The sequence below is a fragment of the Intrasporangium chromatireducens Q5-1 genome (assembly GCF_000576575.1).
GTDB classification, from domain to species: Bacteria; Actinomycetota; Actinomycetes; order Actinomycetales; family Dermatophilaceae; genus Intrasporangium_A; species Intrasporangium_A chromatireducens.
This window is the reverse complement of sequence record NZ_AWQS01000002.1, coordinates 12,649-34,859: the sequence shown is the minus strand read 5'-3', so window position 1 is coordinate 34,859 and position 22,211 is coordinate 12,649. Positions and strand designations below refer to the sequence as shown.

The window sequence follows — 22,211 nt, the reverse complement described above, 5'->3', positions numbered from 1 at the left end:
CAGCAGAGTCTAGGTGGCACGCGGGCCGCCCCTGACCAGCCGGCGCAGCACGGCCGCCTCGACCTCGTAGCGGCTCTGGCGGCCACCGGCTCCGGCGAAGAACCGGCGCCGGAGTGCGCCCTCGACCTCGATCCAGTCGCCCTCCTGCAGGCCGCGGGCGGTCCGTCGGGTCCGGGCCGACCAGCAGACCACATCGATGGTGTCCACCTTCTGCCGGGAGGCCTGTGCCGCCTCGGAGCGCCTCGGCCCGGGCCGGCGCGGGATGACGACCCGCAGGACGGCAATGGCGTCGCCGCTGGGCAGCTCGCGCTCCTCGGGGGGTGCCGGCAGCCGGCCCCACAGGATGACCTCGTTGCGCGGCGTCGGCTCTGCCGCCACCGTCTCGCTCCTCGCTGCAGCCGTCATCACCCCAGTCCTTCCCGGCCCGTCCGTCGGGCTCGGGACCAGCGTCGGCCAGACGGTCGCCGAAGCACAGGCCGCGGCCTCGACCTGGGGACGATCCGCCCTACCGCTGTGGGGGTGTGGACGGCGTCAGCGACGGCCGCGCCGGGCGAGCTCGGCGCCCACGACCTCGTTGATCCGCTCGGCGCGGGCCACGCCCCGCACGCCGCGGGTCGCCTCATCGATGACCACGGCCACCGGCAGCGACCGCTCCCCCATGACCCTCACGAGGTCGGTGAGCACCGCGTCGCTCGGCAGCGCGACGACCCAGTCGGGGCGTTCCGTCTGCAGTGCCGCGGACACCGTCGTCGCGGAGCGGCGCGCCTCGGGGATCTCGGAGATCGCCGAGCCGGGCACGACGCCGACGGGCCAGCCGGTGGCGTCGGTGCCGACGATGACGACCGGCCGACCGCCGGCGGACGCGGTGCGGACCGCCTCCTCGACGGTGTTCGAGCTCGGCACGAGCAGAGCCGGGTCGAGGACGGGGTCGACCGGGCCCGCCGTCGCCTCGTGGATGTGGCCGGACCGGATCGCGTCGGAGGCGCCCTTCCAGAGGAAGACGCCGATGAGCACGGTCCAGAGCAGCGTCGTCAGGTCGGGTTGGCGGCCCTGGAGCAGGGGCACGCCGACGATGTAGACGACAGCACCCGCGGCGAGCAGCCGGCCGAGCCAGCCGGCGGCGACGAGCCCGGTCCCCTTGCTGCCGGTCGCCTTCCAGACGAGCGCGCTGACGATCTGGCCACCGTCGAGGGGCAGTCCCGGCAGCAGGTTGAACAGTCCCACGAGCAGGTTCGCCCAGGTGACGACGCTGAGCAGGAGCTGGGCCGTGTCGCCGGTGACGAAGGGCAGCGCGACGTAGCCGACGCCGGCCAGAACCAGGTTCGCCACGGGGCCGACCACCGCGATCAGCGCCGTCGCACCCGGGCGGGACCGCGTCGCGTCATAGACCGTGTGGCCGCCCCAGACGTCCGCCACGATGCGGTCGACCGGGTGCCCGCTCCACCGTGCGGCGAGGGCGTGGGCGGTCTCGTGCACGAGGACCGAGACGAGCAGCAGCAGCGCGTAGCCGAGCGCGACGACATACCCGTAGGCAGGGCTGCGGCCGACCGCGCCGAGTCGCGGTCCGAAGACGGCGACGATGATGATCGCGATGATCGGCCAGGAGCGGCCGAGGAAGACCGGAGTGCCTCCCAGGGAACCCATCCGCCAGCCGTACGGCGACCGGCTCGCGCCCGCGGGTGTGCTCATGGGTGGGACACTACGGCACCCTCCTAGGGTGTCGGCACACGCTGTCGGAGGCGCGTCGTACAGTCGGCGCATGGTCGCAGCCCTGTCACCCAGCCGGGCGTCGGACTTCATGACCTGTCCGATGCTCTACCGCTTCCGCGTCATCGACAAGCTTCCCTCCCCGCCCACTCCGGCGACGGCGCGGGGCACCCTCGTGCACGCGGTGCTGGAGCGGCTCTTCGACCTGCCGATGGCCGATCGCACGCTCGAGGCGGCGCTGGGTCTCGTGCCCCAGGAGTGGGAGCGGCTCGTGACCGAGGAGCCGGACATGCTCGACCTGCTGGCCGAGCACGACGGCCGCACCGACGAGTGGTTCGAGGGCGCGGGCGCGCTCCTCGAGACGTGGTTCGGGCTCGAGGACCCGACCCGGCTCGAGCCGGCCGAGCGCGAGCTCTACGTCGAGACCGACCTCGACGGGCTCGTCCTGCGTGGCTACGTCGACCGGCTCGACGTGGCGCCGGACGGGGCGATGCGCGTCGTCGACTACAAGACCGGTCGGTCACCCTCGGAGCGTTTCGAGGCCAAGGCGCTGTTCCAGATGAAGTTCTATGCCCTGGTGCTGTGGCGTCTGCGCGGTGAGATCCCTCGGCTGCTGCAGCTGGTCTACCTGGGCAACGGTGAGGTGGTGCGCTACGCCCCCGACGAGCAGGACCTGCTCGGCGTGGAGCGCAAGGTGCGCGCCCTCTGGGCCGCGATCGAGCGCGCCGCCGCGACGGGCGACTGGCGCCCGAGTCCGAGCCGCCTCTGCGACTGGTGCGAGCACCGGTCGCTCTGCCCCGCGTGGGGTGGCACGCCACCGCCGCTGCCAGACGATGCCGCGGTCCTGGCCGTCGACCCCGCCGGCTCAGGAGCCGTTGTCGTCGTCGACTGAGCGACGCGGAGGCGGAGCGGCATACCGGCTCGTCGTGCGGACGACGCCAGCAGGCGCAGCGACGGAGAGCCGACTCAGCCGACCACGAAGCGGTCTGCCACCTCGAGGGCCTGGTCGAGGATCGCCAGGCCCTCCTCGGCCTCGTCGCGACGTGTCGTGCACGGCGGGACGACGTGCACACGGTTCATGTTCGTCATGGGCCAGAGGCCGCGCTCCTTGCACGCCGCGGCGACCGCCACCATGGGGGCGGCCGCCTCGCCGCCGGCGTTGAAGGGCACGAGGGGCTCACGGGTGGCCCGGTCCCGGACCAGCTCGATCGCCCAGAAGACACCCAGGCCGCGCACCTCGCCGACGCTGGCGTGCCTGGTTGCCAGCTTGGCCAGGCCCGGACCGATGACCTCCTCGCCGAGCCGGCGCGCGTGCCCGACGATGCCCTCCTCGTGGAAGGCCTGGATGGAGGCGACGGCGGAGGCACAGGCCAGGGGGTGGCCCGAGTAGGTGAGCCCGCCGGGATACGGCGTGGTCGCGAAGGACGCCCGGACGGCATCCGACAGGACGACCCCGCCGAGCGGCACGTAGCCGGAGTTGACCCCTTTGGCGAAGGTGATGAGGTCGGGCGTCACGCCCCACCGGTCCACGGCGAACCACTCGCCGCACCGGCCGAACCCGGCCATCACCTCGTCGGCGATGAGGAGGATCCCGTGCTCGTCACAGATCTCCCGGACGCCCTGCAGGTAGCCGTCCGGTGGGACGAGAATCCCGTTCGTGCCGACGACGGTCTCGAGCAGGATAGCCGCCACCGTGTGCGGGCCCTCGACCATCAGCGTGTCGCGCAGGTGCTGCAGCGCTCGGTCGCGCTCCTGCTCCTCGTCCTCGGCGTGGAAGGCCGACCGGTAGAGGTAGGGCCCCCAGAAGTGCACCACGCCGGGGGCGCTCGGCTCCGAGGCCCAACGGCGCGGGTCTCCGGTCAGCGTGATCGCGCCGGCGGTGGCGCCGTGGTAGCTCCGGTACGCGGCGAGCACCTTGCCCCGCCCGGTGTGCAGCCGCGCCATCCGGACGGCGTTCTCGATCGCCTCGGCACCCCCGTTGGTGAAGAAGACGGTGTCGAGCCCGTTGGGCGCGACCTCAGCGATGAGCCGGGCGGCCTGGCTGCGTGCGTCGTTGGCGAAGGACGGCTGGATGGTCGTGAGCCGGGCCGCCTGCTCCTGGATGGCGGCAACGACCTTCGGGTGCTGGTAGCCGATGTTGACGTTGACCAGCTGCGAGCTGAAGTCGAGGTAGCGCTTGCCGCTGTAGTCCCAGAAGTACGATCCCTCGGCACCGGCGATCGGCAGCGGGTCGATGAGGTCCTGCGCGGACCAGGAGTGCAGCACGTGAGCCCGGTCGAGCGAGCGCACCTCCTCCGCGGTCATGGCGTCGATCCGTTCGGCGGTGCTGTGGTGGCTGTGCATGTCCGTCACGTCAGGACCTGCCTTCCTCGATGCTCGGGTGGGTTGGTGTCCGGGCCCTCAGCGGGTGCGCGGGAAGCCGAGGTCGACGCTCGACGTCGCCGGGTCGGGCCACCGCTCGGTGACGACCTTCCCGCGCGTGTAGAAGCTGACCCCCTCGGGGCCGTACATGTGCGTGTCGCCGAAGAGCGAGTCCTTCCAGCCCCCGAAGGAGTAGTAGGCGACCGGCACGGGGATCGGCACGTTGATGCCCACCATGCCGACCTCGACCTCACTGCGGAACCGGCGAGCCGCTCCCCCGTCGCGCGTGAAGATCGCCGTGCCGTTGGCGTAGGGGTTGGCATTGACCAGGGCCAGACCCTCCTCGAAGGTCGCGACGCGCACGACGGACAGGACCGGGCCGAAGATCTCGTCCCGGTAGACCGTCATGTCGGGCGTCACGTGGTCGAGCAGGGTGGTGCCGAGGAAGAACCCGTCCGCTGGCACGTCCGCCGTCCGGCCGTCACTGACGACCGTGGCGCCGGCGTCGGCGCCCTCCGCGACGTAGCCGGCCACCCGGTCGCGGTGCTCACGTGTGACGAGCGGCCCCATGTCGGTGCCGGGCTCGGCGCCCGGACCGATCCGCAGTGCGGGCAGCCGCTTGGCGAGGGCCGACACGAGGTCGTCGCCGACGTCCCCCACTGCGACGGCCACGGACAGCGCCATACAGCGCTCTCCGGCGGAGCCGTAGGCAGCCGACACGATCGCGTCGGCCGCGAGGTCGAGGTCGGCGTCCGGGAGGACGAGGGCATGGTTCTTGGCGCCACCGAGCGCCTGGACGCGCTTGCCGGCAGCCGTCGCCCGTTCGTAGATGTGCTTGGCGATCGGGGTGGACCCGACAAAGCTGACGGCAGCGACGTCCGGGTGCTCGAGGAGGGACTCCACGGCCTCGCGGTCGCCCTGAACGACGGTGAAGACACCGTCCGGCAGGCCGGCCTGCTGCCACAGCTCGGCGAGCCGCAGTGCGGCCGACGGGTCCTTCTCGCTCGGCTTGAGGATGAACGCGTTGCCGCACGCAATCGCGTTCGCGCACATCCACAGCGGGACCATCACCGGGAAGTTGAACGGGGTGATGCCGGCGACGACGCCGAGCGGCTGCCGGATGCTGTAGACGTCGACTCCTGTCGAGGCCTGCTCCGAGTAGCCGCCCTTGAGCAGCGCCGGGATGCCGGTCGCGAACTCGACGTTCTCGAGGCCGCGCGCGACCTCGCCGGCTGCGTCCGAGCGGACCTTGCCGTGCTCGGCGGTGATGATGGCGGCGAGCTCGTCGGTGTGCGCATGGAGCAGCTCCCGGAACGCGAAGAGGACCGCCGCGCGAGTGGACAGCGAGCTCGTGCGCCACTCCCGCGCCGCCGCGGCTGCGCTCTTGACCGCGGCGTCGACCTCACCGGCCGACGCGAGTGCCACGGCACCGGTCTGCTGCCCCGTAGCGGGGTCGAAGACGGGTGCGCTGCGGCCTGACGCGCCGGCCGTGCGTGAGCCGGAGATCCAGTGGTCGATCGACGTGATGGCGCTCATGCCGCCGACCCTACGGCGCGGAGGCCTCCGTGGGAACGGCTCTCTCGACGAGGGGCAGCAGGTCGGCCGGACCGATGCCGGCCAGGGTCTCGACCTGGACCGCTCCGGCCATCTCCGGGACCGGCACCACGTGCGGGATCGCGACCGTGGGCACCCCGGCCGCGGTGGCCGACCGGACGCCCGCTGGGGAGTCCTCCAGGGCGACGCAGGCCGCAGGGGGCACGTCGAGCAGCCGAGCGGCGGTGAGGTAGGGCTCCGGATCCGGCTTGCCGCGGTGCACCTGGTCGCCGGTCACCATGCCGCGGAACGCGCCGTGCGGCAGGTTGCCCACCACCGTGTCCGCGAGGGGGCGCCACGACATCGTGACGAGCACCGAGGGCACCCCGACCCGCTTGAGGTCGCGCAGCAGCTCGCGTGCCCCGGGTCGCCACGGCACCTCGACCCGCACCTGCTCGATGACCCGGCCGAGGAGGGCGTGCACGACCTGGTCGACGGTGAGTGACAGGCCGGTCCGTTCCAGGATGATCCCGGCCGACACCTCGAGGGCGTTCCCCACCAGCGACTGCGCGTCCTCGTGTGTCCACACTCCTCCGTGCTCTTCGACCAGCTCGTGCTCGGCCCGCATCCAGTATGGCTCGGTGTCGACGAGGGTGCCGTCCATGTCCCACAGCACCGCGGCCGGGAGGTTCCTGCGGTCCACGGTCAGTCCTCCGGGTCGTAGGCGAGGTTGGCCGAGAGCCACCGCTCGGCCTGCGCCAGCGTCCAGCCCTTGCGCTCGGCGTAGTCCACGACCTGGTCGCGCCCGATCCGGCCCACGACGAAGTACTGCGACTGCGGGTGGGAGAAGTACCAGCCCGACACGGACGCGCCCGGCCACATTGCCATGCCCTCGGTCAGCTCGATGCCGGTGTGGGCGTGCACGTCCAGCAGCTGCCAGAGGGTGCGCTTCTCGGTGTGCTCCGGGCAGGCGGGGTAGCCCGGCGCCGGCCGGATCCCGACGTACTGCTCCTTGATGAGCTGCTCGTTGCTGAGCTGCTCGTCGGGGGCATAGCCCCAGAACTCCGTGCGCACCCGCTCGTGCATGCGCTCGGCGAAGGCCTCGGCCAGCCGGTCGGCCACCGCTTCGAGCAGGATCGCGTTGTAGTCGTCGAGGTCCTTGCGGTACGCCGCGACCCGGTCCTGGACGCCGAGGCCGCCCGTCACGGCGAAGGCTCCGACGTAGTCTCGGATGCCGGTCTCCTTGGGCGCGACGAAGTCCCCCAGCGAGCGGTTCGGGATGCCGTCCCGGTGCTGGCCCTGCTGTCGCAGGTTGTGCAGCACGACGTGCGGCTGTGTGCGCTCCTCGTCGAGGTAGACCTCGATGTCGTCGCCGACGGCGTTGGCCGGGAACAGCCCGATGACCGCGTTCGCCCGGAGCCAGCCCTCACCGATGGCGCGGTCGAGCATCGCCTGGGCGTCCTCGTACAGCTTGCGGGCCGCTGGGCCGCTCGCCGGGTTGTTGAGGATGTCCGGGAACGACCCCTTCATCTCCCAGGCGTTGAAGAAGGGCTGCCAGTCGATGTACTGCCGGACCTCGTCGAGGGGGTAGTCCTCGAACACCCGGATGTGCTCGCTGGTTCCCGGCCTGCCCGTGACTGGCGAGAGGCCCTGCTCCTGCTGGGACAGCAGCCGCGGTCGCGGCGGCTGGTAGTCGGTCCAGTCGATCGGGGTCCGCGCCGCCCGCGCCTGCTCGAGGGAGAGCATCGGCCGGTCCTGCTTGGCGGCGTGCCGGGCCCGCAGCGCGTCGTAGTCGGTCTTCGTCGTGGCGAGCAGGGCTGGACGCTGCTCGTCACTGAGGAGGGCCGCCGCGGTGGGGACCGACCGGGAGGCGTCCTTGACCCACACGACCGGCCCGTCGTAGCGGCCGTCGATCTTGACCGCCGTGTGCGCCCGCGAGGTCGTCGCACCGCCGATGAGGAGCGGAATGGAGAGCCCGGCGCGCTGCATCTCCGCGGCGAACGACGCCATCTCGTCGAGCGACGGGGTGATGAGCCCGGACAGGCCGATGAGGTCGGCCTCGTGCTCGCGCGCGGCGTCGAGGATCTTCTGTGCCGGCACCATGACGCCGAGGTCGATCACCTCGTAGTTGTTGCACGACAGGACGACTCCGACGATGTTCTTGCCGATGTCGTGCACGTCGCCCTTGACGGTCGCCATGACGATCGTGCCGTTGGTGTCCTTCTGCTTGGCCAGCTCCGGGTTGGTCGCCTTCTCCTGCTCGATGTACGGGATCAGGTAGGCCACGGCCTTCTTCATCACTCGGGCGCTCTTGACGACCTGCGGCAGGAACATCTTCCCGGCGCCGAAGAGGTCACCGACGACGTTCATGCCGTCCATGAGGGGGCCCTCGATCACCTCGATGGGCCGCCCGCCTGCGGCCTCGATCTCGGCACGCAGCTCCTCGGTGTCCGCCTCGACGTGCGTGTCGACACCCTTGACGAGCGCGTGCGTGATGCGCTCGCGGACCGGGCGGCCACGCCACTCCTCGTCGGCTTTCTCCTCCGCCGCAGCGGCTCCGTTGTAGCGCTCCGCGATCTCGAGCAGCCGCTCGGCGGCGTCGGGGCGGCGGTTGAGGATGACGTCCTCGATGCGTTCGCGCAGCTCGGGGTCGACCTCGTCGTAGACCGCCAGTGCGCCCGCGTTGACGATCCCCATGTCGAGGCCGGCCGCGATCGCGTGGTAGAGGAAGACGGCGTGGATCGCCTCCCGGACCGGGTTGTTGCCCCGGAACGAGAACGAGACGTTGGAGATGCCGCCGGAGACACGGGCACCGGGCAGGTTCTGCTTGATCCAGCGAGTCGCCTCGATGAAGTCCCGTCCGTAGGACGCGTGCTCCTCGATGCCCGTGGCGACGGCGAACACGTTGGGGTCGAAGATGATGTCCTCGGGCGGGAACCCGACGTTCTCCGTGAGGATCCGGTAGGCCCGGGAGCAGACCTCGATCCGCCGCTCCACCGTGTCGGCCTGGCCCTGCTCGTCGAACGCCATGACGACCGCGGCCGCACCGTACTTGCGGACCAGGCGCGCCTGCTCGACGAACGCGTCCTCCCCCTCCTTCATGGAGATGGAGTTGACGATCGGCTTGCCCTGGATGCACTTCAGGCCGGCCTCGATCACCTCCCACTTGGAGGAGTCGACCATGACCGGCACCCGGCTGATGTCCGGTTCGCTCGCGACCAGCTTGAGGAACCGGTCCATCGCCGCGACGCCGTCGATCATGCCCTCGTCCATGTTGACGTCGATGACCTGCGCGCCGTTCTCGACCTGCTGAGCGGCGACCGACAGGGCGGTGTCGTAGTCGCCGTCCTTGATCAGCTTGCGGAAGCGGGCGGACCCGGTGATGTTGGTGCGCTCCCCGATGTTGACGAAGAGGCTGTCCTCGGTGATCGTCAGCGGTTCGAGCCCCGAGAGCCGCATCGCGGGGGCGAGCCGGTCCGGCACCCGCGGTGCCGCGTCCTTCGTCGCTCGGGCGATCGCCTCGATGTGCGCGGGCGTCGTGCCGCAGCACCCGCCGACGAGGTTCACGAGGCCACTCTCGGCGAACTCCGCGAGGGTGTCCGCCATCGTGTCCGGCTCCTCGTCGTACTCACCGAACGCATTTGGCAGACCGGCGTTCGGATAGGCCGAGACGAAGGTGTCGGCGCACCTGGCCAGCTCAGCGACATACGGCCGGAGCTCTTTGGCGCCGAGGGCGCAGTTGAGCCCGACCGCGAGCGGCGCGACGTGCCGCACCGAGTTCCAGAACGCCTCGGTCACCTGTCCGGAGAGGGTCCGCCCGGACGCGTCGGTGATCGTGCCCGAGATGACGACCGGCCAGCGCCGGCCGCGCTCCTCGAAGAGCGTCTCGAGGGCGAAGATGGCGGCCTTCGCGTTGAGGGTGTCGAAGATCGTCTCGACGAGGAGCAGGTCCGCGCCGCCGTCGAGCAGCCCGGAGGCCTGCTCGTGGTAGGCCTCGACGAGCTCGTCGTAGGAGACGTTGCGGGCCCCCGGGTCGTTGACGTCGGGCGAGATCGAGGCGGTGCGGTTCGTCGGGCCGATCGCCCCGGCGACCCAGCGCGGACGCTCCGGTGTGGAGAAGGTGTCCGCGGCCTCGCGGGCGAGCCGGGCGGCCTCGCGGTTGATCTCGTAGGCCAGCTCCTCCGAGCGGAAGTCGGCCTGGGCGATCCGGGTCGCGCTGAACGTGTTGGTCTCGAGGATGTCGGCGCCGGCCTCGAGGTACTGCTCGTGGATCGAGCGGATCAGGTCGGGCTGGGACAGCACGAGCAGGTCGCTGTTGCCCTTGACGTCGACCGGCCAGTCGGCGAACCGCTCGCCGCGCCAGTCCCGCTCCCCCAGTCCCTCCCGCTGGATCATCGTCCCCATCGCCCCGTCGAGGACGAGGACGCGGTCACGCAGGGCCGCGGTGAGGCCGGCACTGGCGTCGGGGCGGATCAGGCTGGAGTCCGACAACGGAGCTCCTCTCTGCGCTGCCCGGGGCAGCGGATGACAACGGGGGAACGTCTGATTCTACGAAACCGGCGCCGTCGTCCCGGCGTCGGACCACGGGCCGGGCGGCGGGCACCGGACGTCCCGGGACGCCGCAGGACACGGCGGGGACACGAGGGGCGACCTCCGGTGGACCAGCGGGTACCGGCATAGGCTGGAGACGTGGTGCGAACCACGGCCACGACCATCGTCAAGGAGACCAGGTGCTCGAGTTCGAGGAGCTTCCGGAGCTGCATGATCCGATCCTCATCGCGGCCTTCGAGGGGTGGAACGACGCCGGGGAGGCGGCGACCGCCACGGTGCGTCATCTCGCCGAGGTGTGGGACGCGGAGGTCATCGCCGCCTTCGACCCCGAGGACTACTACGACTTCCAGGTGAACCGGCCACGCGTCGTCACTGAGGACGGCGCGCGGGTGCTGTCGTGGCCGACGACCCGCATACTTGTTGCGACCGGGACCGGTTTCGACCACGACGTGGTGCTCGTGCAGGGCATCGAGCCGTCGATGCGGTGGCGCGCCTTCTGTGTCGAGCTGCTCGAGCTGGCCGACCAGCTCGGGGTGGAGGCGATCGTGACGATCGGCGCCCTGCTCGCCGAGGTGCCCCACACCCGTCCCATCCCGGTGACGGCGACGGCCGAGGACGACTCGGTGCGAGAGCGCTACGACGTCGAGTCAAGCCGCTACGAGGGGCCGACCGGCATCGTCGGGGTGTTGACGCACATGGCGGGCCAGCTCGACCTGCCGTCGCTGTCCGCGTGGGCGGCGGTCCCCCACTATGCCGGTGCCGCGCCGTCCCCGAAGGCGACGCTCAGCCTGGTCAAGCGGGTCGAGTCGCTGCTCGGCATGCGGGTCTCGCACGGTGACCTCGAGGAGAGCGCCCAGGCCTGGGAGCGAGGCGTCGACGAGCTGGCCCAGACCGACGACGAGGTGGCCGAGTACGTCCAGTCCCTCGAGGAGGCGCAGGACACCGCCGAGCTGCCGGAGGCGAGCGGTGACGCGATCGCGCGCGAGTTCGAGCGCTACCTGCGCGGTCGCGACGACGAGTCGGGTCGCTGACGCCGCAGTTCCGTATGCCGCTCAGCCGGCTCCCCGGCGCAGGCTCCCCGCCGCTGTCGCGGGTGCCCTGAGCGGCACCAGGAGTGGACCACGGTCCGATCCCGGCGGGCACCGACCCCGCAGGCACCACCGGAACTCGACCACGGTCCGGTCCCGGCGGGCTTCGCTGCTGGGAGAGAGCGGCCTAGAGCCGGATCCCGAGCAGGGCGTCGACGGCGGCCCGCACCTGGCCCGGAGCCTCAGGGTCGACCCCACCGCGGGTCAGCGCCTGGCAGGCCCACCGGTCCACGGCGGCGAGCGCCCGTGGGCTGTCGAGGTCGTCCGCGAGGGCAGCCCGGACGTCGTCGATGGCCTGGTCCGGGTCCGGTCCACGGTCCGCGAGCAGCGCCTGCCGCCAGCGCTCCAGGCGCTGCACCGCGCGGGAGAGCCCCTCGTCGGTCCACATCCAGTCCTCGGTGTGGTGGTGGTCGAGGAGCGCGAGGCGGATCGCCATCGGGTCGACGCCGGCCCGGCGCAGTCCCGACACGAGGACGAGGTTGCCCTTCGACTTGCTCATCTTCTCGCCGTCGAGACCAACCATGCCCTGGTGGACGTAGGCGCCGGCGAAGGTGGGAGTCTCGGCGAGCACCTTGGCGTGTGACGCGCTCATCTCGTGGTGCGGGAAGATCAGGTCGGTGCCACCACCCTGGACGTCGATCGGGATCCCGAGGCGGTTGAGCGCGATGCAGGCGCACTCGATGTGCCAGCCGGGGCGCCCGGGTCCGAGCGAGCCGCCCTCCCACTCCGGCTCATTGAGCCGCGCCGCCCGCCAGAGGAGCGGGTCGAGGGGTCCGCGCTTGCCGGGGCGGTCGGGGTCGCCCCCGCGCTCGGCCGAGAGGGCGAGCATCGTCGCCTCGTCGTAGTGCCCGACCGACCCGAAGGACGGGTCGCTCGTCACGTCGAAGTAGTAGTCCACCGCGCCCTCGAGGCGCGCGTCGTCCGCCGGCACGGGATAGGCCGCACCCCGGGCAACAAGCGTCTCGATCGGGCCGACGAAGCTCGGGATGCTCTCCACGGCGCCCAGGTAGGCATCGGGAGGGATGACGGCCAGTGCCGTCATGTCCTCACGGAAGAGGTCGATCTCGCGCACGGCGAGGTCGCGCCAGTCGATCCCGTCGCGCTCGGCGCGCTCGAGCAGCGGGTCGTCGATGTCGGTGATGTTCTGCACGAAGGTCACCGCGACGCCCGAGTCGCGCAGCACCCGCCCGAGCAGGTCGAAGGTGACATAGGTCGCGGCGTGTCCCATGTGCGTCGCGTCATACGGAGTGATGCCACAGACGTAGAGAGTTGCCCTCTCGCCCGCAGCCGCCGGCACCTTGGCGCCGCTGGCGGTGTCGTGGACGACGACGCGGGGCGCGCGGCCGGGTAGGTCCGGGATGCTCGGGATGGGCCACGACTTCACGCGGGGCAGCCTATCTGCCGTGGCCGCATGCCCTGTCCCAGCTCGAGCCGGTCTGCCGCCTGGCCTGGAACGGGTGATCCCTTCCTCGGTAGAGCTGTGCTCTCGATCGCGAGGGTCGTGCTGTCGATCGTGCGGGCGTCAGAGCGGCGGCCACGGCACCGAGGGCCATCCGGGGGCCGGCAGCGGGTGCCGCCGGCTGCGCAGCAGGGCACGGGTGCGCTGGGCGAGGGCGGCCACGTCGTCCTCCGGCAGCAGCACCTCGAGCGCGGTGCCGACGGCATCCTGGTCGAGGGCATCGAGCAGCCGCCCCAGCCGATCGATCTCGCCCTCCGGCAGCGGCGCCCCGGCCCAGCCCCAGAGGACGGTGCGCAGCTTCGGCGAGGCGTGGAAGCACACTCCGTGGTCGATGGCCCACAACCGGCCGGCCTCGTCGCGCAGGCAGTGCGACCCCTTGCGGTCCGAGTTGTTCATCACCGCGTCGAGCACGGCCAGCGACCGGACGTCCGGCAGGTCCGCGTGCACGACCGTCACGTCCTGACCGCTCGCGGTCTCGCTATCGAACACCTCGAGCCAGCCCGGTGGCACCCGCCCCGCCGGCACGAGGTCGACGACGGCGTCGTCGGCGACCGGGTCGAAGGGGTCCCCGATCCACAACTGCACCGAGCCGGGCCCGAGCGGGCCCTCCCGGAGGACCGTCGGCGGGACCAGGTCCCAGCCACCGAGCCGCGACACGAGGTGGGCCGCCACCTCGCGACCCGCCAGGGTGCCGTCGGGGAAGTCCCACAGCGGCCGCTCGCCCCGGACGGGCTTGTAGATGACGTGCCGGTCGCTGCCGGCGAGGCGGCACAGCAGTGCCATGTTCGAGGACTGCGAGATGCGGCCGACGACCTCCAGCTCGCCGGTCAGGTCAGGCTCGACCTGCGGGGGCAGCCCGTGACCGCCGGCCTCAGCGCTTGTAGCCATTGGCCCGGGGGCAGATGTGCCCGCCGGCGTCCAACGGGCCGCCGCAGAACGGGCACGGGGGCCGTCCGGCTGCGACGAGGGCGGTGCTGCGGCGGGCGAAGGCCCGGGCGTCCGGCGGTGCCAGCGTCACGCGGAGGGTGTTGCGGTCGAGGCCGGTCGCGGCGCCCGCGTCGTCGTCGGGGAAGTCGTCGGGGTCGTGGTCGTGGCACTCGATGACGATCAGGTGCCGGTCGTCGTCCCAGGACAGCGCGAGGGTCTGCACCCGCCAGTCCTCGTCGAACGGCGTGATGAGCGGCTCCGAGTCCTCCGCCGCCCCGCCTGGCTGGCCGGGCTCGGCCGCCTCCGCCGGAGCGAGCTGGTCGAGGACGTCGTTGACGCGGTCGGCGAGGATCTCGACCTGCTGCTTCTCCACGCCCACCGTGACGAGCTGCGAGCCGTCCGTCGCCTGCAGGTAGAAGGCTCGCTGCCCCGCGGGACCGACGGTCCCCGCGACGAAACGCAGCGCGGGGTCGAACTCGTGCAGCGTCATGGATTCGACCCTATCCGACGGTGCCGGCGCCGCCGCCGACGACCGCGTCGCCCTCCTGGCCACCTGTCGGAGCCGGCGGGCGCAGGCCGCTGAGGTCGCCGCCGGTGTCGTTGATCCGCAGGACGAGCGGGCGACGGCTCGTGAAGTGCACGACGCTGACCGAGCCCGGGTCGACCTGGATCCGCTGGAAGTCGTCGAGGCGCGCGCCGACCGCGTGGGCGAGGATCGACTTGATGACGTCGCCGTGCGAGATGGCGACCCAGACCGCGTGGGCGCCGTGGTCGTTCGCGACGCGCTCGTCGGTCTCGCGCACCGCGCGGAGCGCGCGCGCCTGCATCTGCGCGAGCGACTCCCCCTCGTATGCCGCTGAGCTGGGGAACGCGGCCTCGCTCGGTCGGTCCTGGACGACCTTCCACAGCTCGTCGCGGGCGAGCTCGGCGAGGGGACGACCCGTCCACGCCCCGTAGCGGCACTCCCCCAGCCCCTCGTGGACGCTGCGGCCGACGGGCCCGAGGACGGCGGCAATGCGGTCGCCGGTCTGCACGCACCGGTCGAGGGGGGAGCTGACGATGCGTCTCACGTCGATCCCGGCGGCGGAGATGCGTTTGCCGACCTCGTCGGCCTGCCCCTCCCCCGTCTCGTCGAGGAACACGCCCGGCATCCACCCCGCGAGCGTGCCGGCCGTGTTGGCGCTCGACCGGCCATGACGGACGAAGAGGACTGTGGGCACCCGGCCAGCGTAGACACCCCGGCGGGCTGAGCGGCATACGGACTGCGCGCAGCGCGGCGCGATCCATGGTGAGGTGGGGGTGTGATCGTGGACCAGGCCATCTACCGGGACGGGCGCCGCCACCCGTGCGCCGACCTGCATGACGAGCTCGAGCGTCTGAGCGACGGCGAGGACGGCTTCCTCTGGATCGGCCTGAAGGACCCGACCGACGAGGAGTTCGGCCTCGTCAACCGGCAGCTGCACCTGCACCCGCTCGCGGTGGAGGACGCGATCAAGGGCCACCAGCGGGCCAAGATCGAGCAGTACGAGTCGTCCCTCTTCGTCGTGCTGAAGACGCTGCGCTACATCGACCGGACGAGCGACATCGAGACGGGCGAGCTGATGCTGTTCATCGGCGAGCGGTTCGTCGTGACGGTCCGCCGGGGCGAGGGCAACCCGCTCGCCGGGGTGCGGCAGGCGCTCGAGCACGACCCCGGCCGGCTGCGCTTCGAGACCATGGGCGTCCTGCACGCCGTGATGGACTCCGTCGTCGACAACTACCGGAGCGTCGACCGGGAGATCCAGCAGGACCTCGAGGAGATCGAGCGGGACGTCTTCGGCAGCCCGGCGGGCGGCGACGCCAACGTGATCTACCGGCTCAAGCGCGAGGTGCTGGAGTTCCGCCGGGCGGACGGGCCGCTCGCCGAGGCGCTGCAGGAGTTCATGACCCGCGGGCAGGGCCGCGCCCTGGAGACGGACCTGCGCCACCAGTTCCGCGACATCGAGGACCACCTGCGTCAGGTCGGGGACCACGTCGACGCCTACGACCGGCTGCTGACGGACGTGCTGAGCGCCCACCTGGCCGGGGTGTCGGTCAAGCAGAACGAGGACATGCGCAAGATCTCGGCGTGGGTCGCCATGGCGGCGGTCCCGACGCTCATCGCCGGCATCTACGGGATGAACTTCCACACCATCCCGGAGCTCGAGTGGAGCCTCGACGTGGGCGGCCGGGAGGTCTACTTCGGCTACTTCGTCGTGCTCGCCGTCATGGCGGGGATCTGCTTCAGCCTCTACCGGATGTTCAAGCGGTCCGGCTGGCTCTGAGCGGCGCGGCGCCCACGAGCGCCGCCGGCGGACGTCACGTGGCGGTCATCCAGCCGACGCCGAGGACGACGGCGAGCACGACGCCGAGCAGCACCCGGTACCAGACGAACGCGAGCAGGCTGTTGCTCGCGACGAAGCGCAGCAGCCACGCGATCGAGGCGTAGGCCACGACGAAGGCGATGACGAGGCCGACGAGCATCTGGCCGGCCCCGAAGGCGGCCAGCTGGTGGCGCTCCTGCACCGCTTCGAACAGCCCGGCCGCCGTGAGGGCCGGAATCGCGAGGAAGAAGCTGAGCCGCGTCGCGGTCACCCGGTCTAGCCCCCGGGCCAGGCCCGCCGAGATCGTGGCACCGGAGCGTGAGACACCCGGGATGAGCGAGAAGCACTGGAGCAGGCCGATGACGAGGCCGTCGAGCGGCGTGACGGTGCCCTCACCGCGCACGACTCCTCGTCGGTCGAACCTGGTGTGCATCCGTTCAGCGACCACCATGACGACCGACCAGAGGACGAGCGCAATGGCCACGACCCACAGGCTGCGCAGGCCACCGGTGATGAGGTCCTTGGCGAGGTAGCCGACGATGCCGAGCGGGATGGAGCCGATGATCACGGCCCACGCGAGCCCGTAGTCCGGGTCCTGGCGGGCCTCCGCGTTGCCGAGGCCCCGGAACCAGGCTCCGGCGAACCGGACGATGTCCTTGAGGAAGTAGATCAGCGTCGCGAGGATCGCGCCCAGCTGGATGATCGCGGTGTAGGCGGTCACCGCGGGGTCGTCGACCTGCAGGCCGAGCAGCTTCTCGGTGATCGTCAGGTGGCCGGTCGAGGAGACCGGCAGGTACTCCGTCAGGCCCTCGACGATGCCGAGGATGATCGCATCGAGGTAGCTGAGGTCAGACACAGGTCACTCCGCAGGTCCGTCGTCGGTGTCGTGGATGGCGGCCGCGGCACGGGTGAGCGGGCGGGCCAGTCCGGAAGCCTAGTCGCTGGCCGGCACCATCTCGGCCACCGCCCGCAGCACGGCGCGTTGGCCCTCGCCGTTGGCTGCCTGCGGCGACAGCGCGAGCGTCGTCACCCCCGCGTCGGCGTAGCGGCCGATCCGCTGCGCGACGCGGGCCGCCGGCCCGATGAGGGCGGTCTCGTCGATGAACTCGAACGGCACGGCCGCGGCCGCCTCGCGGTGCTGCCCGGCCAGGAAGAGGTCCTGGATCCGGGCCGCCTCCTCCTCGTAGCCCATGCGGCAGGCCAGCTGGTTGTAAAAGTTCTTGTCCCGGGAGCCCATCCCGCCGATGTAGAGCGCGCAGTACGGCCGCACCACGTCGGCGGCCCGCTCGACGTCGTCGTGCAGCACGACGGGGGCCGTGGCCACGACGTCGAAGCCGGTCAGCGGGGCGTCCGTGGCGGCTCGCCCGGACGCCCGACGGCCCTTCTCGATCGCGGCGAGCAGGTCACCGGAGTGCTCCGGGCTGAAGAAGATGGCGAGCCACCCGTCGGCGATCTCCCCGGTCAGCTCGAGGTTCTTCGGGCCGACGGCGGCCAGGTAGATCGGCAGGTCGGGGCGGTGCTCGCGGATCGTGAGCCGCAGCGCCTTGCCCGGCCCGTCCGGCAGCGGGAGGCTCCAGAAGCGGCCCTCGTGCTCGACGGTCTGCCGGCCCAGCGCCATCCGGACGATGTCGACGTACTCGCGGGTGCGCGCCAAGGGCGCCTCGAAGCGCACGCCGTGCCAGCCCTCGCTGACCTGCGGGCCCGACACGCCGAGGCCGAGCTGGAACCGGCCGCCGGAGAGGGTGTCGAGGGTGGCGGCCGTCATCGCCGTCATCGCGGGGGTCCGCGCCGGGATCTGCAGCACCGCGCTGCCGAGCTTGACCCGCTCGGTCCGGGCGCCGACCCAGGCGAGGACGGAGACCGCGTCGGAGCCGTACGCCTCCGCGGCCCACACGCTGTCGAAGCCCAGCTGGTCGGCGAGAACGGCGTTCTCGATGAGGTCGGTGGGGGCGCTGCCGGGTCCCCAGTAGCCGAGGTTGAGGCCAAGTCGCATGGGCCCGAGGGTATCGGGCGGCTGAGCCAAGGTGTGCGGACCCGAGCGACGAAGGAGCGAGGTCCGGAGCGCCGGTTCGGCGCAGCCCCAACGGCGCGTCCACTACCGTGCGGTCTCATGCAACACCGTCGGCTCGGCCAGTCCGGGCTCTCCGTCTCCAGCCTCGCCCTCGGCACCATGACGTGGGGCAACGCCGTCGACGTCCACGAGGCGTCCGAGCACGTGCGTGCCTTCGTCGACGGCGGGGGCACGCTCATCGACACCGCCTTCGGCTACGGAGGCGGTGCGGCGGAGACGATCCTCGGGACGGTCCTGCGCGAGACGGTCAGCCGCGAGGACGTCGTGGTCTGCACAAAGGCCGGCATCTCCCGTGCCGGCGGCCAACGCCGCGTCGACGTGTCACGACGGGCGCTGATGACCCAGCTCGACGCCTCGCTCGCCCGGCTCGGCACCGACCACGTCGACGTCTGGCTGGCGCACACGTGGTCCGACGAGACCCCGCTCGCCGAGACGCTGTCGGCCCTCGAGTGGGCCGTCACGACCGGACGCGCCCGCTATGTCGGCGTCTCGAACTACTCGGGCTGGCAGTCCGCGCGTGCGGTGAGCCTCCTCGAGCAGGCCCGGGTGCCGTTGGTGGCCAACGAGGTCGAGTACTCGCTCGTATGCCGCTCAGCCGAGTCCGAGATCGCGCCCGCTGCCGCTGCGCTGGGCTTCGGGCTGCTCGCCTGGTCCCCTCTCGCTCGTGGCGTGCTGACAGGGAAGTACCGCAGGGGCATCCCGTCCGGGTCGCGGGCGGCGTCCGCCGACTTCCCCCGCTTCGCTGAGCGCTTCCTCGACGAGCGCAGCGCCCGGATCGCCGAGGGAGTGGTGATCGCGGCCAAGGGCCTGGACGTGTCGCCGACGGAGGTTGCGCTCGCCTGGGTGCGGGACCGGCCCGGCGTGACGGCGCCGATCGTCGGGGTGCGCACGCTCGGGCAGCTCCGCACGGCCCTCGCCAGCCAGGACCTCGTCCTTCCGGAGCAGATCGTGGTCGCGCTCGAGGACGTGTCGGGCTGACCCCGACGGCGGGCGGCTACTCCTCTTCGTCGTCCTCGTCGAAGTCGTAGTCCTCGTCGTCGTCCTCGTCGTCGTCGCCGTCCTCATCGTCGGCGTCCTCATCGTCGTCGGACTCGTCGTCCTCCGAGTCGTAGTCGTCGGAGTCGAGACCGGCGTAGACCCCGGTGTCGTCGGAGTCGTCCTCCTCCATGTCGAGGTCCTCGCCGTAGACCGCGAGCGGCGTGGCCACCTCAGTGGCGTCGAAGAGCGCCTCGTCGTAGTCGTCGAACGCCTCCGCGAGGTCCTGGGCAGCTGCGATCACCATGGGGTGGTCGGGGTCCCGGCTCGAGTTGGCCGCCTCGTAGTGGCGCTCGAGTGCTGCGATGAGTTGCTCCAGGGCAGCGCGCGCGTCGCTCATGTCTTGACCGTAGTGGACGGGGTGACCGGTGCAAACCGGTTTGGCCGCTCAGTCCCGGCGCAGTCCACTCAGCCCTGGCCCTTGACGACCTGCGAGGCCGGGGGCGCCTTGATGTCAAGGGGTTCGCCATACTTGTCCATCCGCATGTCGGCCTTGACTCCGGCCAGGTCGAAGGTCACCTTGCGCATCCGGTCCTTGGCGTCGAGCCACACGTCGTAGTCGACCGACTTCGGCAGCGAGGTCGCGTCGCCCGTCGCGACCTTGGTCGTGTCGAGCTTGACGGAGTACTTCTGCAGCTGCTCCCCGTCGACAGTCTCCGGTCCGTCGTACTTCACGTCGGTCAGGGCCTTCTCGAAGTCGTCGAACATCCGCGTCGGGTCGGCGCCCGAGGCGGACTCGAGCATGCTCTTGGCGACGACGCTGTCCTTGTCGAACTGCGCCCACTTGCCCTCGGCCGCAGCGCCGGGGATGCCCTTCACGTACACCTTGCCGTCGAGGACGATCAGGTCGATGTCCATCCCGGCCATGGTCATCGTCAGCTGCATGGCCGGGTCCGTGGAGTCGACCTTCGTCACGCCCGACATCGACACCTTCTGGCCCTGTCCCTCGAGCTGCATCGACACGTGCGCGCTCGACACATCGGCCATGCCGGCCTTCATCGCCGACACGAAGGACGCCTTGTCGGTGTGGGCGCCGGCCGTCGCACCGCCGCTCGTCGGGTCGGCGGAGGTGGCGGTCGCGCCGCCGCTCGCCTGCACCGACGCGGTGCCGGAGGTCCCGCTGGAGCTGGCCGTGGGGGTCGTGCTCGTGCCACACGCCCCGACGAGCAGGACGGCGGGCACGGCGAGGCAGGCGGCGGCACGGCGAAGACGGGTGGTCATGGTCTGGGCCCTCCTTGGGTGAGCGGCGTCGGCGAACGCCACGTCGCACCCGACGGACGCGACGCGGCAACCCTATGTGTCAGGTCCTGCCGGAGCCAACGCAGTGCCACAATGGCCGGGATGAGCACGCTGACCGAATACGAGTACCGGGTCCTGACCTTCGACCGGCACACGTCGAAGGCAGAGGCACGCCAGGCGGTCCGGGAGCATGCCGAGTACGGCCGGTGGGAGCTGGCGCGCTCGGTGATCTACGTCGGGGGGATCCGGCGGATGTGGCTGCGGCGCCGGATCATGCGGGTCCAGCGGACCTGAGGCCGCTCAAGCAGGAGACCGCCGCCGGAGGCCGGTCCGGTCCCTCAGCAGGTGCGGAGGAAGTCCGTCAGCACCTGGGTGCCGAGCCGCAGCCCGTCGACCGGCACCCGCTCGTCCACGCCGTGGAACATGCCGACGAAGTCCAGGTCGCCGGGCAGCCGCAGGGGCGCGAACCCATAGCCGGTGATCCCGAGCAGGCTCAGCGCCTTGTTGTCGGTGCCCCCCGAGAGGCAGTACGGCAGCACGGCCGCCTCCGGATCGGCCCGGAGCAGCGCCTGCTTCATGGACTCGACGAGGTCGCCGTCCCACGGGGCCTCGAGCGCGACGTCCAGGTGGACCGTCTCGACCTCGACGAACTCGCCCGCGAGCTCGCGCACCGTGTCGAGCAGCTCCTCCTGGTGCCCGGGCAGGAACCGGCAGTCGATCGCGGCGGTGGCGCTCTGCGGGATGACGTTGTGCTTGTAGCCGGCCTCGAGCATCGTCGCGTTGACGGTGTTGCGCAGCGTGCCCTGCACGAAACCGCGCGCCCCGCCCAAGGTTGCGAGCAGGTCGGACGGCTCGTCAGCGCCATACGGGATGCCGGTCAGCTCGCTCACTCCGTCGAGGAGGCCGCGGACCGACGCGACGTACTCGCGCGGCCACGCGTGGGCCGCGATCCGCGCGAGCGCCTCGGCGAGGCGGACGACGGCGTTGGCGTCGTTGGGCACCGAGCCGTGGCCGGCCCGGCCGTGGGCGCGGAGCCGGAGCCAGGCGAGGCCCTTCTCCGCCGTCTGGAGCAGGTAGGCGCGACGGGGCCCGCTCGGGGTCGGCAGGGTGACGCTGAAGCCGCCGACCTCGCTGATCGCCTCGGTGACGCCGTCGAAGACCTCGGGGTGGTGGTCGACGAGCCAGTGGCTGCCGTGCACGCCGCCCGCCTCCTCGTCAGCGAAGAAGACGACCGTCGTGTCGCGCGCCGGCTTGGTGCCGGTCCGGGCGAAGTGCCGGATCGCCGCGAGCATCATCGCGTCCATGTCCTTCATGTCGACCGCGCCGCGTCCCCAGATGCAGCCGTCGCGCTGCTCCGCGCCGAACGGGTCGACCTGCCAGTCCGCGGCGTTGGCCGGGACGACATCGAGGTGGCCGTGGACGGCCAGCCCCGGGCGCGCCGGGTCGGCGCCCTCGAGGCGCAGCACGACCGTGGAGCGGCCCGGCTCGCTCTCGAAGAGCTCTGCCTCGAGGCCCACCTCGGCGAGCTCACCGAGCACGTACTCGGCCGCGGCGCGCTCCCCCGGACCGCTCCCGTCGCCGTAGTTGGACGAGTCGATCCGGATCAGCTCGGAGCAGATCCGCACGACCTCGTCCTCGGGTGCGATCGGGGCCTTCGCGTCGGGTGGCGTCATGTCGCACAGGGTATGCCGCGCACCGCGGGCGCGCCCCCGGGCTCGGTTCGTGATCCGGTGAGGGGTCGTGCTAACGTTTCACCTCGCCGCAGGGAGCTCCCCACGAGAGCCCTGCTCATCACCTTGTCGGGGTGGCGGAATGGCAGACGCGCTAGCTTGAGGTGCTAGTGCCCTTAACGGGCGTGGGGGTTCAAGTCCCCCCCTCGACACCAGCGAAGGCCCCCG

General features: G+C 71.6%; 20 protein-coding genes and 1 tRNA gene. 6 read left to right on the top strand and 15 right to left on the bottom strand.

Going from position 1 to position 22,211, the window contains the following annotated elements:
* Window positions 1-9: 9 nt before the first annotated feature.
* Both N864_RS00415 and N864_RS00410 read right to left on the bottom strand, forming a co-directional pair.
* Complete coding sequence (locus tag N864_RS00415; RefSeq protein WP_051517994.1) at window positions 10-405, bottom strand: single-stranded DNA-binding protein; 396 nt, start codon at window positions 403-405, stop codon at window positions 10-12.
* A 126-nt stretch (window positions 406-531) separates the two neighbouring features.
* Window positions 532-1,689: a site-2 protease family protein gene (locus tag N864_RS00410; RefSeq protein WP_034712051.1), complete on the bottom strand. Its 1,158-nt coding sequence runs from the start codon at window positions 1,687-1,689 to the stop codon at window positions 532-534.
* 70 nt (window positions 1,690-1,759) lie between these two features.
* Here N864_RS00410 and N864_RS00405 point away from each other — a divergent pair, with 70 nt between their 5' ends.
* Window positions 1,760-2,599 (top strand): RecB family exonuclease, encoded by an 840-nt coding sequence (locus N864_RS00405; protein WP_034712048.1) that lies wholly within the window; start codon window positions 1,760-1,762, stop codon window positions 2,597-2,599.
* 74 nt (window positions 2,600-2,673) lie between these two features.
* Here the strand turns inward: N864_RS00405 and N864_RS00400 are convergent, their stop codons facing one another.
* From N864_RS00400 to metH, 4 genes are read right to left on the bottom strand one after another with little or no spacing between them, the layout of a single operon-like run.
* Window positions 2,674-4,050, bottom strand: a complete 1,377-nt coding sequence (locus N864_RS00400; protein WP_205620830.1) for an aspartate aminotransferase family protein — start codon at window positions 4,048-4,050, stop codon at window positions 2,674-2,676.
* A 57-nt stretch (window positions 4,051-4,107) separates the two neighbouring features.
* Window positions 4,108-5,604, bottom strand: a complete 1,497-nt coding sequence (locus tag N864_RS00395) for a CoA-acylating methylmalonate-semialdehyde dehydrogenase (protein WP_034712046.1) — start codon at window positions 5,602-5,604, stop codon at window positions 4,108-4,110.
* Window positions 5,605-5,614: 10 nt separating this feature from the next.
* Window positions 5,615-6,304 (bottom strand): HAD family hydrolase, encoded by a 690-nt coding sequence (locus tag N864_RS00390; RefSeq protein ID WP_276203088.1) that lies wholly within the window; start codon window positions 6,302-6,304, stop codon window positions 5,615-5,617.
* A gap of 2 nt (window positions 6,305-6,306) precedes the next feature.
* A complete protein-coding gene (gene metH / locus N864_RS00385; protein ID WP_081793228.1) occupies window positions 6,307-10,092 on the bottom strand; it encodes a methionine synthase in 3,786 nt (1,261 codons plus the stop codon).
* A 239-nt stretch (window positions 10,093-10,331) separates the two neighbouring features.
* Here metH and N864_RS00380 point away from each other — a divergent pair, with 239 nt between their 5' ends.
* On the top strand, window positions 10,332-11,183 hold the full coding sequence (locus N864_RS00380) for a PAC2 family protein (RefSeq protein WP_034712042.1): 852 nt from the start codon (window positions 10,332-10,334) through the stop codon (window positions 11,181-11,183).
* Window positions 11,184-11,367: 184 nt separating this feature from the next.
* Here N864_RS00380 and mshC read toward each other — a convergent pair whose 3' ends face one another.
* The 4 genes from mshC to N864_RS00360 form a co-directional block, all read right to left on the bottom strand.
* Window positions 11,368-12,624 carry a cysteine--1-D-myo-inosityl 2-amino-2-deoxy-alpha-D-glucopyranoside ligase gene (gene mshC / locus N864_RS00375; RefSeq protein ID WP_034712039.1) on the bottom strand — a complete coding sequence of 419 codons (1,257 nt, stop codon included), beginning with the start codon at window positions 12,622-12,624 and terminating at the stop codon, window positions 11,368-11,370.
* Window positions 12,625-12,762: 138 nt separating this feature from the next.
* The gene (locus tag N864_RS00370) at window positions 12,763-13,587 is read right to left on the bottom strand and encodes an SCO1664 family protein (protein WP_081793227.1); all 825 of its coding nucleotides are present in this window, start codon (window positions 13,585-13,587) and stop codon (window positions 12,763-12,765) included.
* On the bottom strand, window positions 13,571-14,116 hold the full coding sequence (locus tag N864_RS00365) for a DUF3090 domain-containing protein (protein WP_034712037.1): 546 nt from the start codon (window positions 14,114-14,116) through the stop codon (window positions 13,571-13,573). Before N864_RS00365 ends, N864_RS00370 begins: the two co-directional genes overlap by 17 nt.
* Before the next feature lie 10 nt (window positions 14,117-14,126).
* Window positions 14,127-14,846, bottom strand: a complete 720-nt coding sequence (locus N864_RS00360; RefSeq protein ID WP_034712036.1) for an MSMEG_4193 family putative phosphomutase — start codon at window positions 14,844-14,846, stop codon at window positions 14,127-14,129.
* Between the two features lie 81 nt (window positions 14,847-14,927).
* Here N864_RS00360 and N864_RS00355 point away from each other — a divergent pair, with 81 nt between their 5' ends.
* Entirely contained in the window at window positions 14,928-15,929 is a 1,002-nt protein-coding gene (locus N864_RS00355) for a magnesium and cobalt transport protein CorA (protein ID WP_034712034.1), read from the top strand.
* 34 nt (window positions 15,930-15,963) lie between these two features.
* On the opposite strand, the gene N864_RS00350 is transcribed toward N864_RS00355, so the two are convergent.
* Entirely contained in the window at window positions 15,964-16,824 is an 861-nt protein-coding gene (locus tag N864_RS00350; protein WP_034712032.1) for an undecaprenyl-diphosphate phosphatase, read from the bottom strand.
* Window positions 16,825-16,902: 78 nt separating this feature from the next.
* Window positions 16,903-17,961 carry an LLM class F420-dependent oxidoreductase gene (locus N864_RS00345; RefSeq protein ID WP_034712030.1) on the bottom strand — a complete coding sequence of 353 codons (1,059 nt, stop codon included), beginning with the start codon at window positions 17,959-17,961 and terminating at the stop codon, window positions 16,903-16,905.
* Window positions 17,962-18,078: 117 nt separating this feature from the next.
* On the opposite strand from N864_RS00345, the gene N864_RS00340 reads away from it, so the two are divergent.
* On the top strand, window positions 18,079-19,017 hold the full coding sequence (locus N864_RS00340) for an aldo/keto reductase (RefSeq protein WP_034712028.1): 939 nt from the start codon (window positions 18,079-18,081) through the stop codon (window positions 19,015-19,017).
* 16 nt (window positions 19,018-19,033) lie between these two features.
* On the opposite strand, the gene N864_RS25580 is transcribed toward N864_RS00340, so the two are convergent.
* Complete coding sequence (locus N864_RS25580; protein ID WP_034712025.1) at window positions 19,034-19,414, bottom strand: hypothetical protein; 381 nt, start codon at window positions 19,412-19,414, stop codon at window positions 19,034-19,036.
* A 68-nt stretch (window positions 19,415-19,482) separates the two neighbouring features.
* The gene (locus N864_RS00330; RefSeq protein WP_034712022.1) at window positions 19,483-20,295 is read right to left on the bottom strand and encodes an SCO4651 family lipoprotein; all 813 of its coding nucleotides are present in this window, start codon (window positions 20,293-20,295) and stop codon (window positions 19,483-19,485) included.
* 120 nt (window positions 20,296-20,415) lie between these two features.
* Here N864_RS00330 and N864_RS00325 point away from each other — a divergent pair, with 120 nt between their 5' ends.
* Complete coding sequence (locus N864_RS00325) at window positions 20,416-20,607, top strand: DUF5703 family protein (protein WP_051518000.1); 192 nt, start codon at window positions 20,416-20,418, stop codon at window positions 20,605-20,607.
* Between the two features lie 44 nt (window positions 20,608-20,651).
* Here the strand turns inward: N864_RS00325 and N864_RS00320 are convergent, their stop codons facing one another.
* Window positions 20,652-21,986 carry a M20/M25/M40 family metallo-hydrolase gene (locus N864_RS00320; protein WP_034712020.1) on the bottom strand — a complete coding sequence of 445 codons (1,335 nt, stop codon included), beginning with the start codon at window positions 21,984-21,986 and terminating at the stop codon, window positions 20,652-20,654.
* 125 nt (window positions 21,987-22,111) lie between these two features.
* Here N864_RS00320 and N864_RS00315 point away from each other — a divergent pair.
* Window positions 22,112-22,198: transfer RNA gene (locus N864_RS00315), tRNA-Leu, on the top strand.
* Window positions 22,199-22,211 lie beyond the last annotated feature (13 nt).

Bases quoted from the DNA above. Each gene is read 5' to 3' on its own strand.
- N864_RS00330 (WP_034712022.1), bottom strand. From the start codon at position 20,295: ATGACCACCCGTCTTCGCCGTGCCGCCGCCTGCCTCGCCGTGCCCGCC.
- N864_RS25580 (WP_034712025.1), bottom strand. From the start codon at position 19,414: ATGAGCGACGCGCGCGCTGCCCTGGAGCAACTCATCGCAGCACTCGAG.
- N864_RS00405 (WP_034712048.1), top strand. From the start codon at position 1,760: ATGGTCGCAGCCCTGTCACCCAGCCGGGCGTCGGACTTCATGACCTGT.
- N864_RS00400 (WP_205620830.1), bottom strand. From the start codon at position 4,050: ATGCACAGCCACCACAGCACCGCCGAACGGATCGACGCCATGACCGCG.
- N864_RS00340 (WP_034712028.1), top strand. From the start codon at position 18,079: ATGCAACACCGTCGGCTCGGCCAGTCCGGGCTCTCCGTCTCCAGCCTC.
- N864_RS00320 (WP_034712020.1), bottom strand. From the start codon at position 21,986: ATGACGCCACCCGACGCGAAGGCCCCGATCGCACCCGAGGACGAGGTC.
- N864_RS00325 (WP_051518000.1), top strand. From the start codon at position 20,416: ATGAGCACGCTGACCGAATACGAGTACCGGGTCCTGACCTTCGACCGG.
- N864_RS00415 (WP_051517994.1), bottom strand. From the start codon at position 405: ATGACGGCTGCAGCGAGGAGCGAGACGGTGGCGGCAGAGCCGACGCCG.
- N864_RS00365 (WP_034712037.1), bottom strand. From the start codon at position 14,116: ATGACGCTGCACGAGTTCGACCCCGCGCTGCGTTTCGTCGCGGGGACC.
- N864_RS00410 (WP_034712051.1), bottom strand. From the start codon at position 1,689: ATGAGCACACCCGCGGGCGCGAGCCGGTCGCCGTACGGCTGGCGGATG.
- N864_RS00370 (WP_081793227.1), bottom strand. From the start codon at position 13,587: ATGGCTACAAGCGCTGAGGCCGGCGGTCACGGGCTGCCCCCGCAGGTC.
- N864_RS00345 (WP_034712030.1), bottom strand. From the start codon at position 17,961: ATGCGACTTGGCCTCAACCTCGGCTACTGGGGACCCGGCAGCGCCCCC.
- N864_RS00395 (WP_034712046.1), bottom strand. From the start codon at position 5,604: ATGAGCGCCATCACGTCGATCGACCACTGGATCTCCGGCTCACGCACG.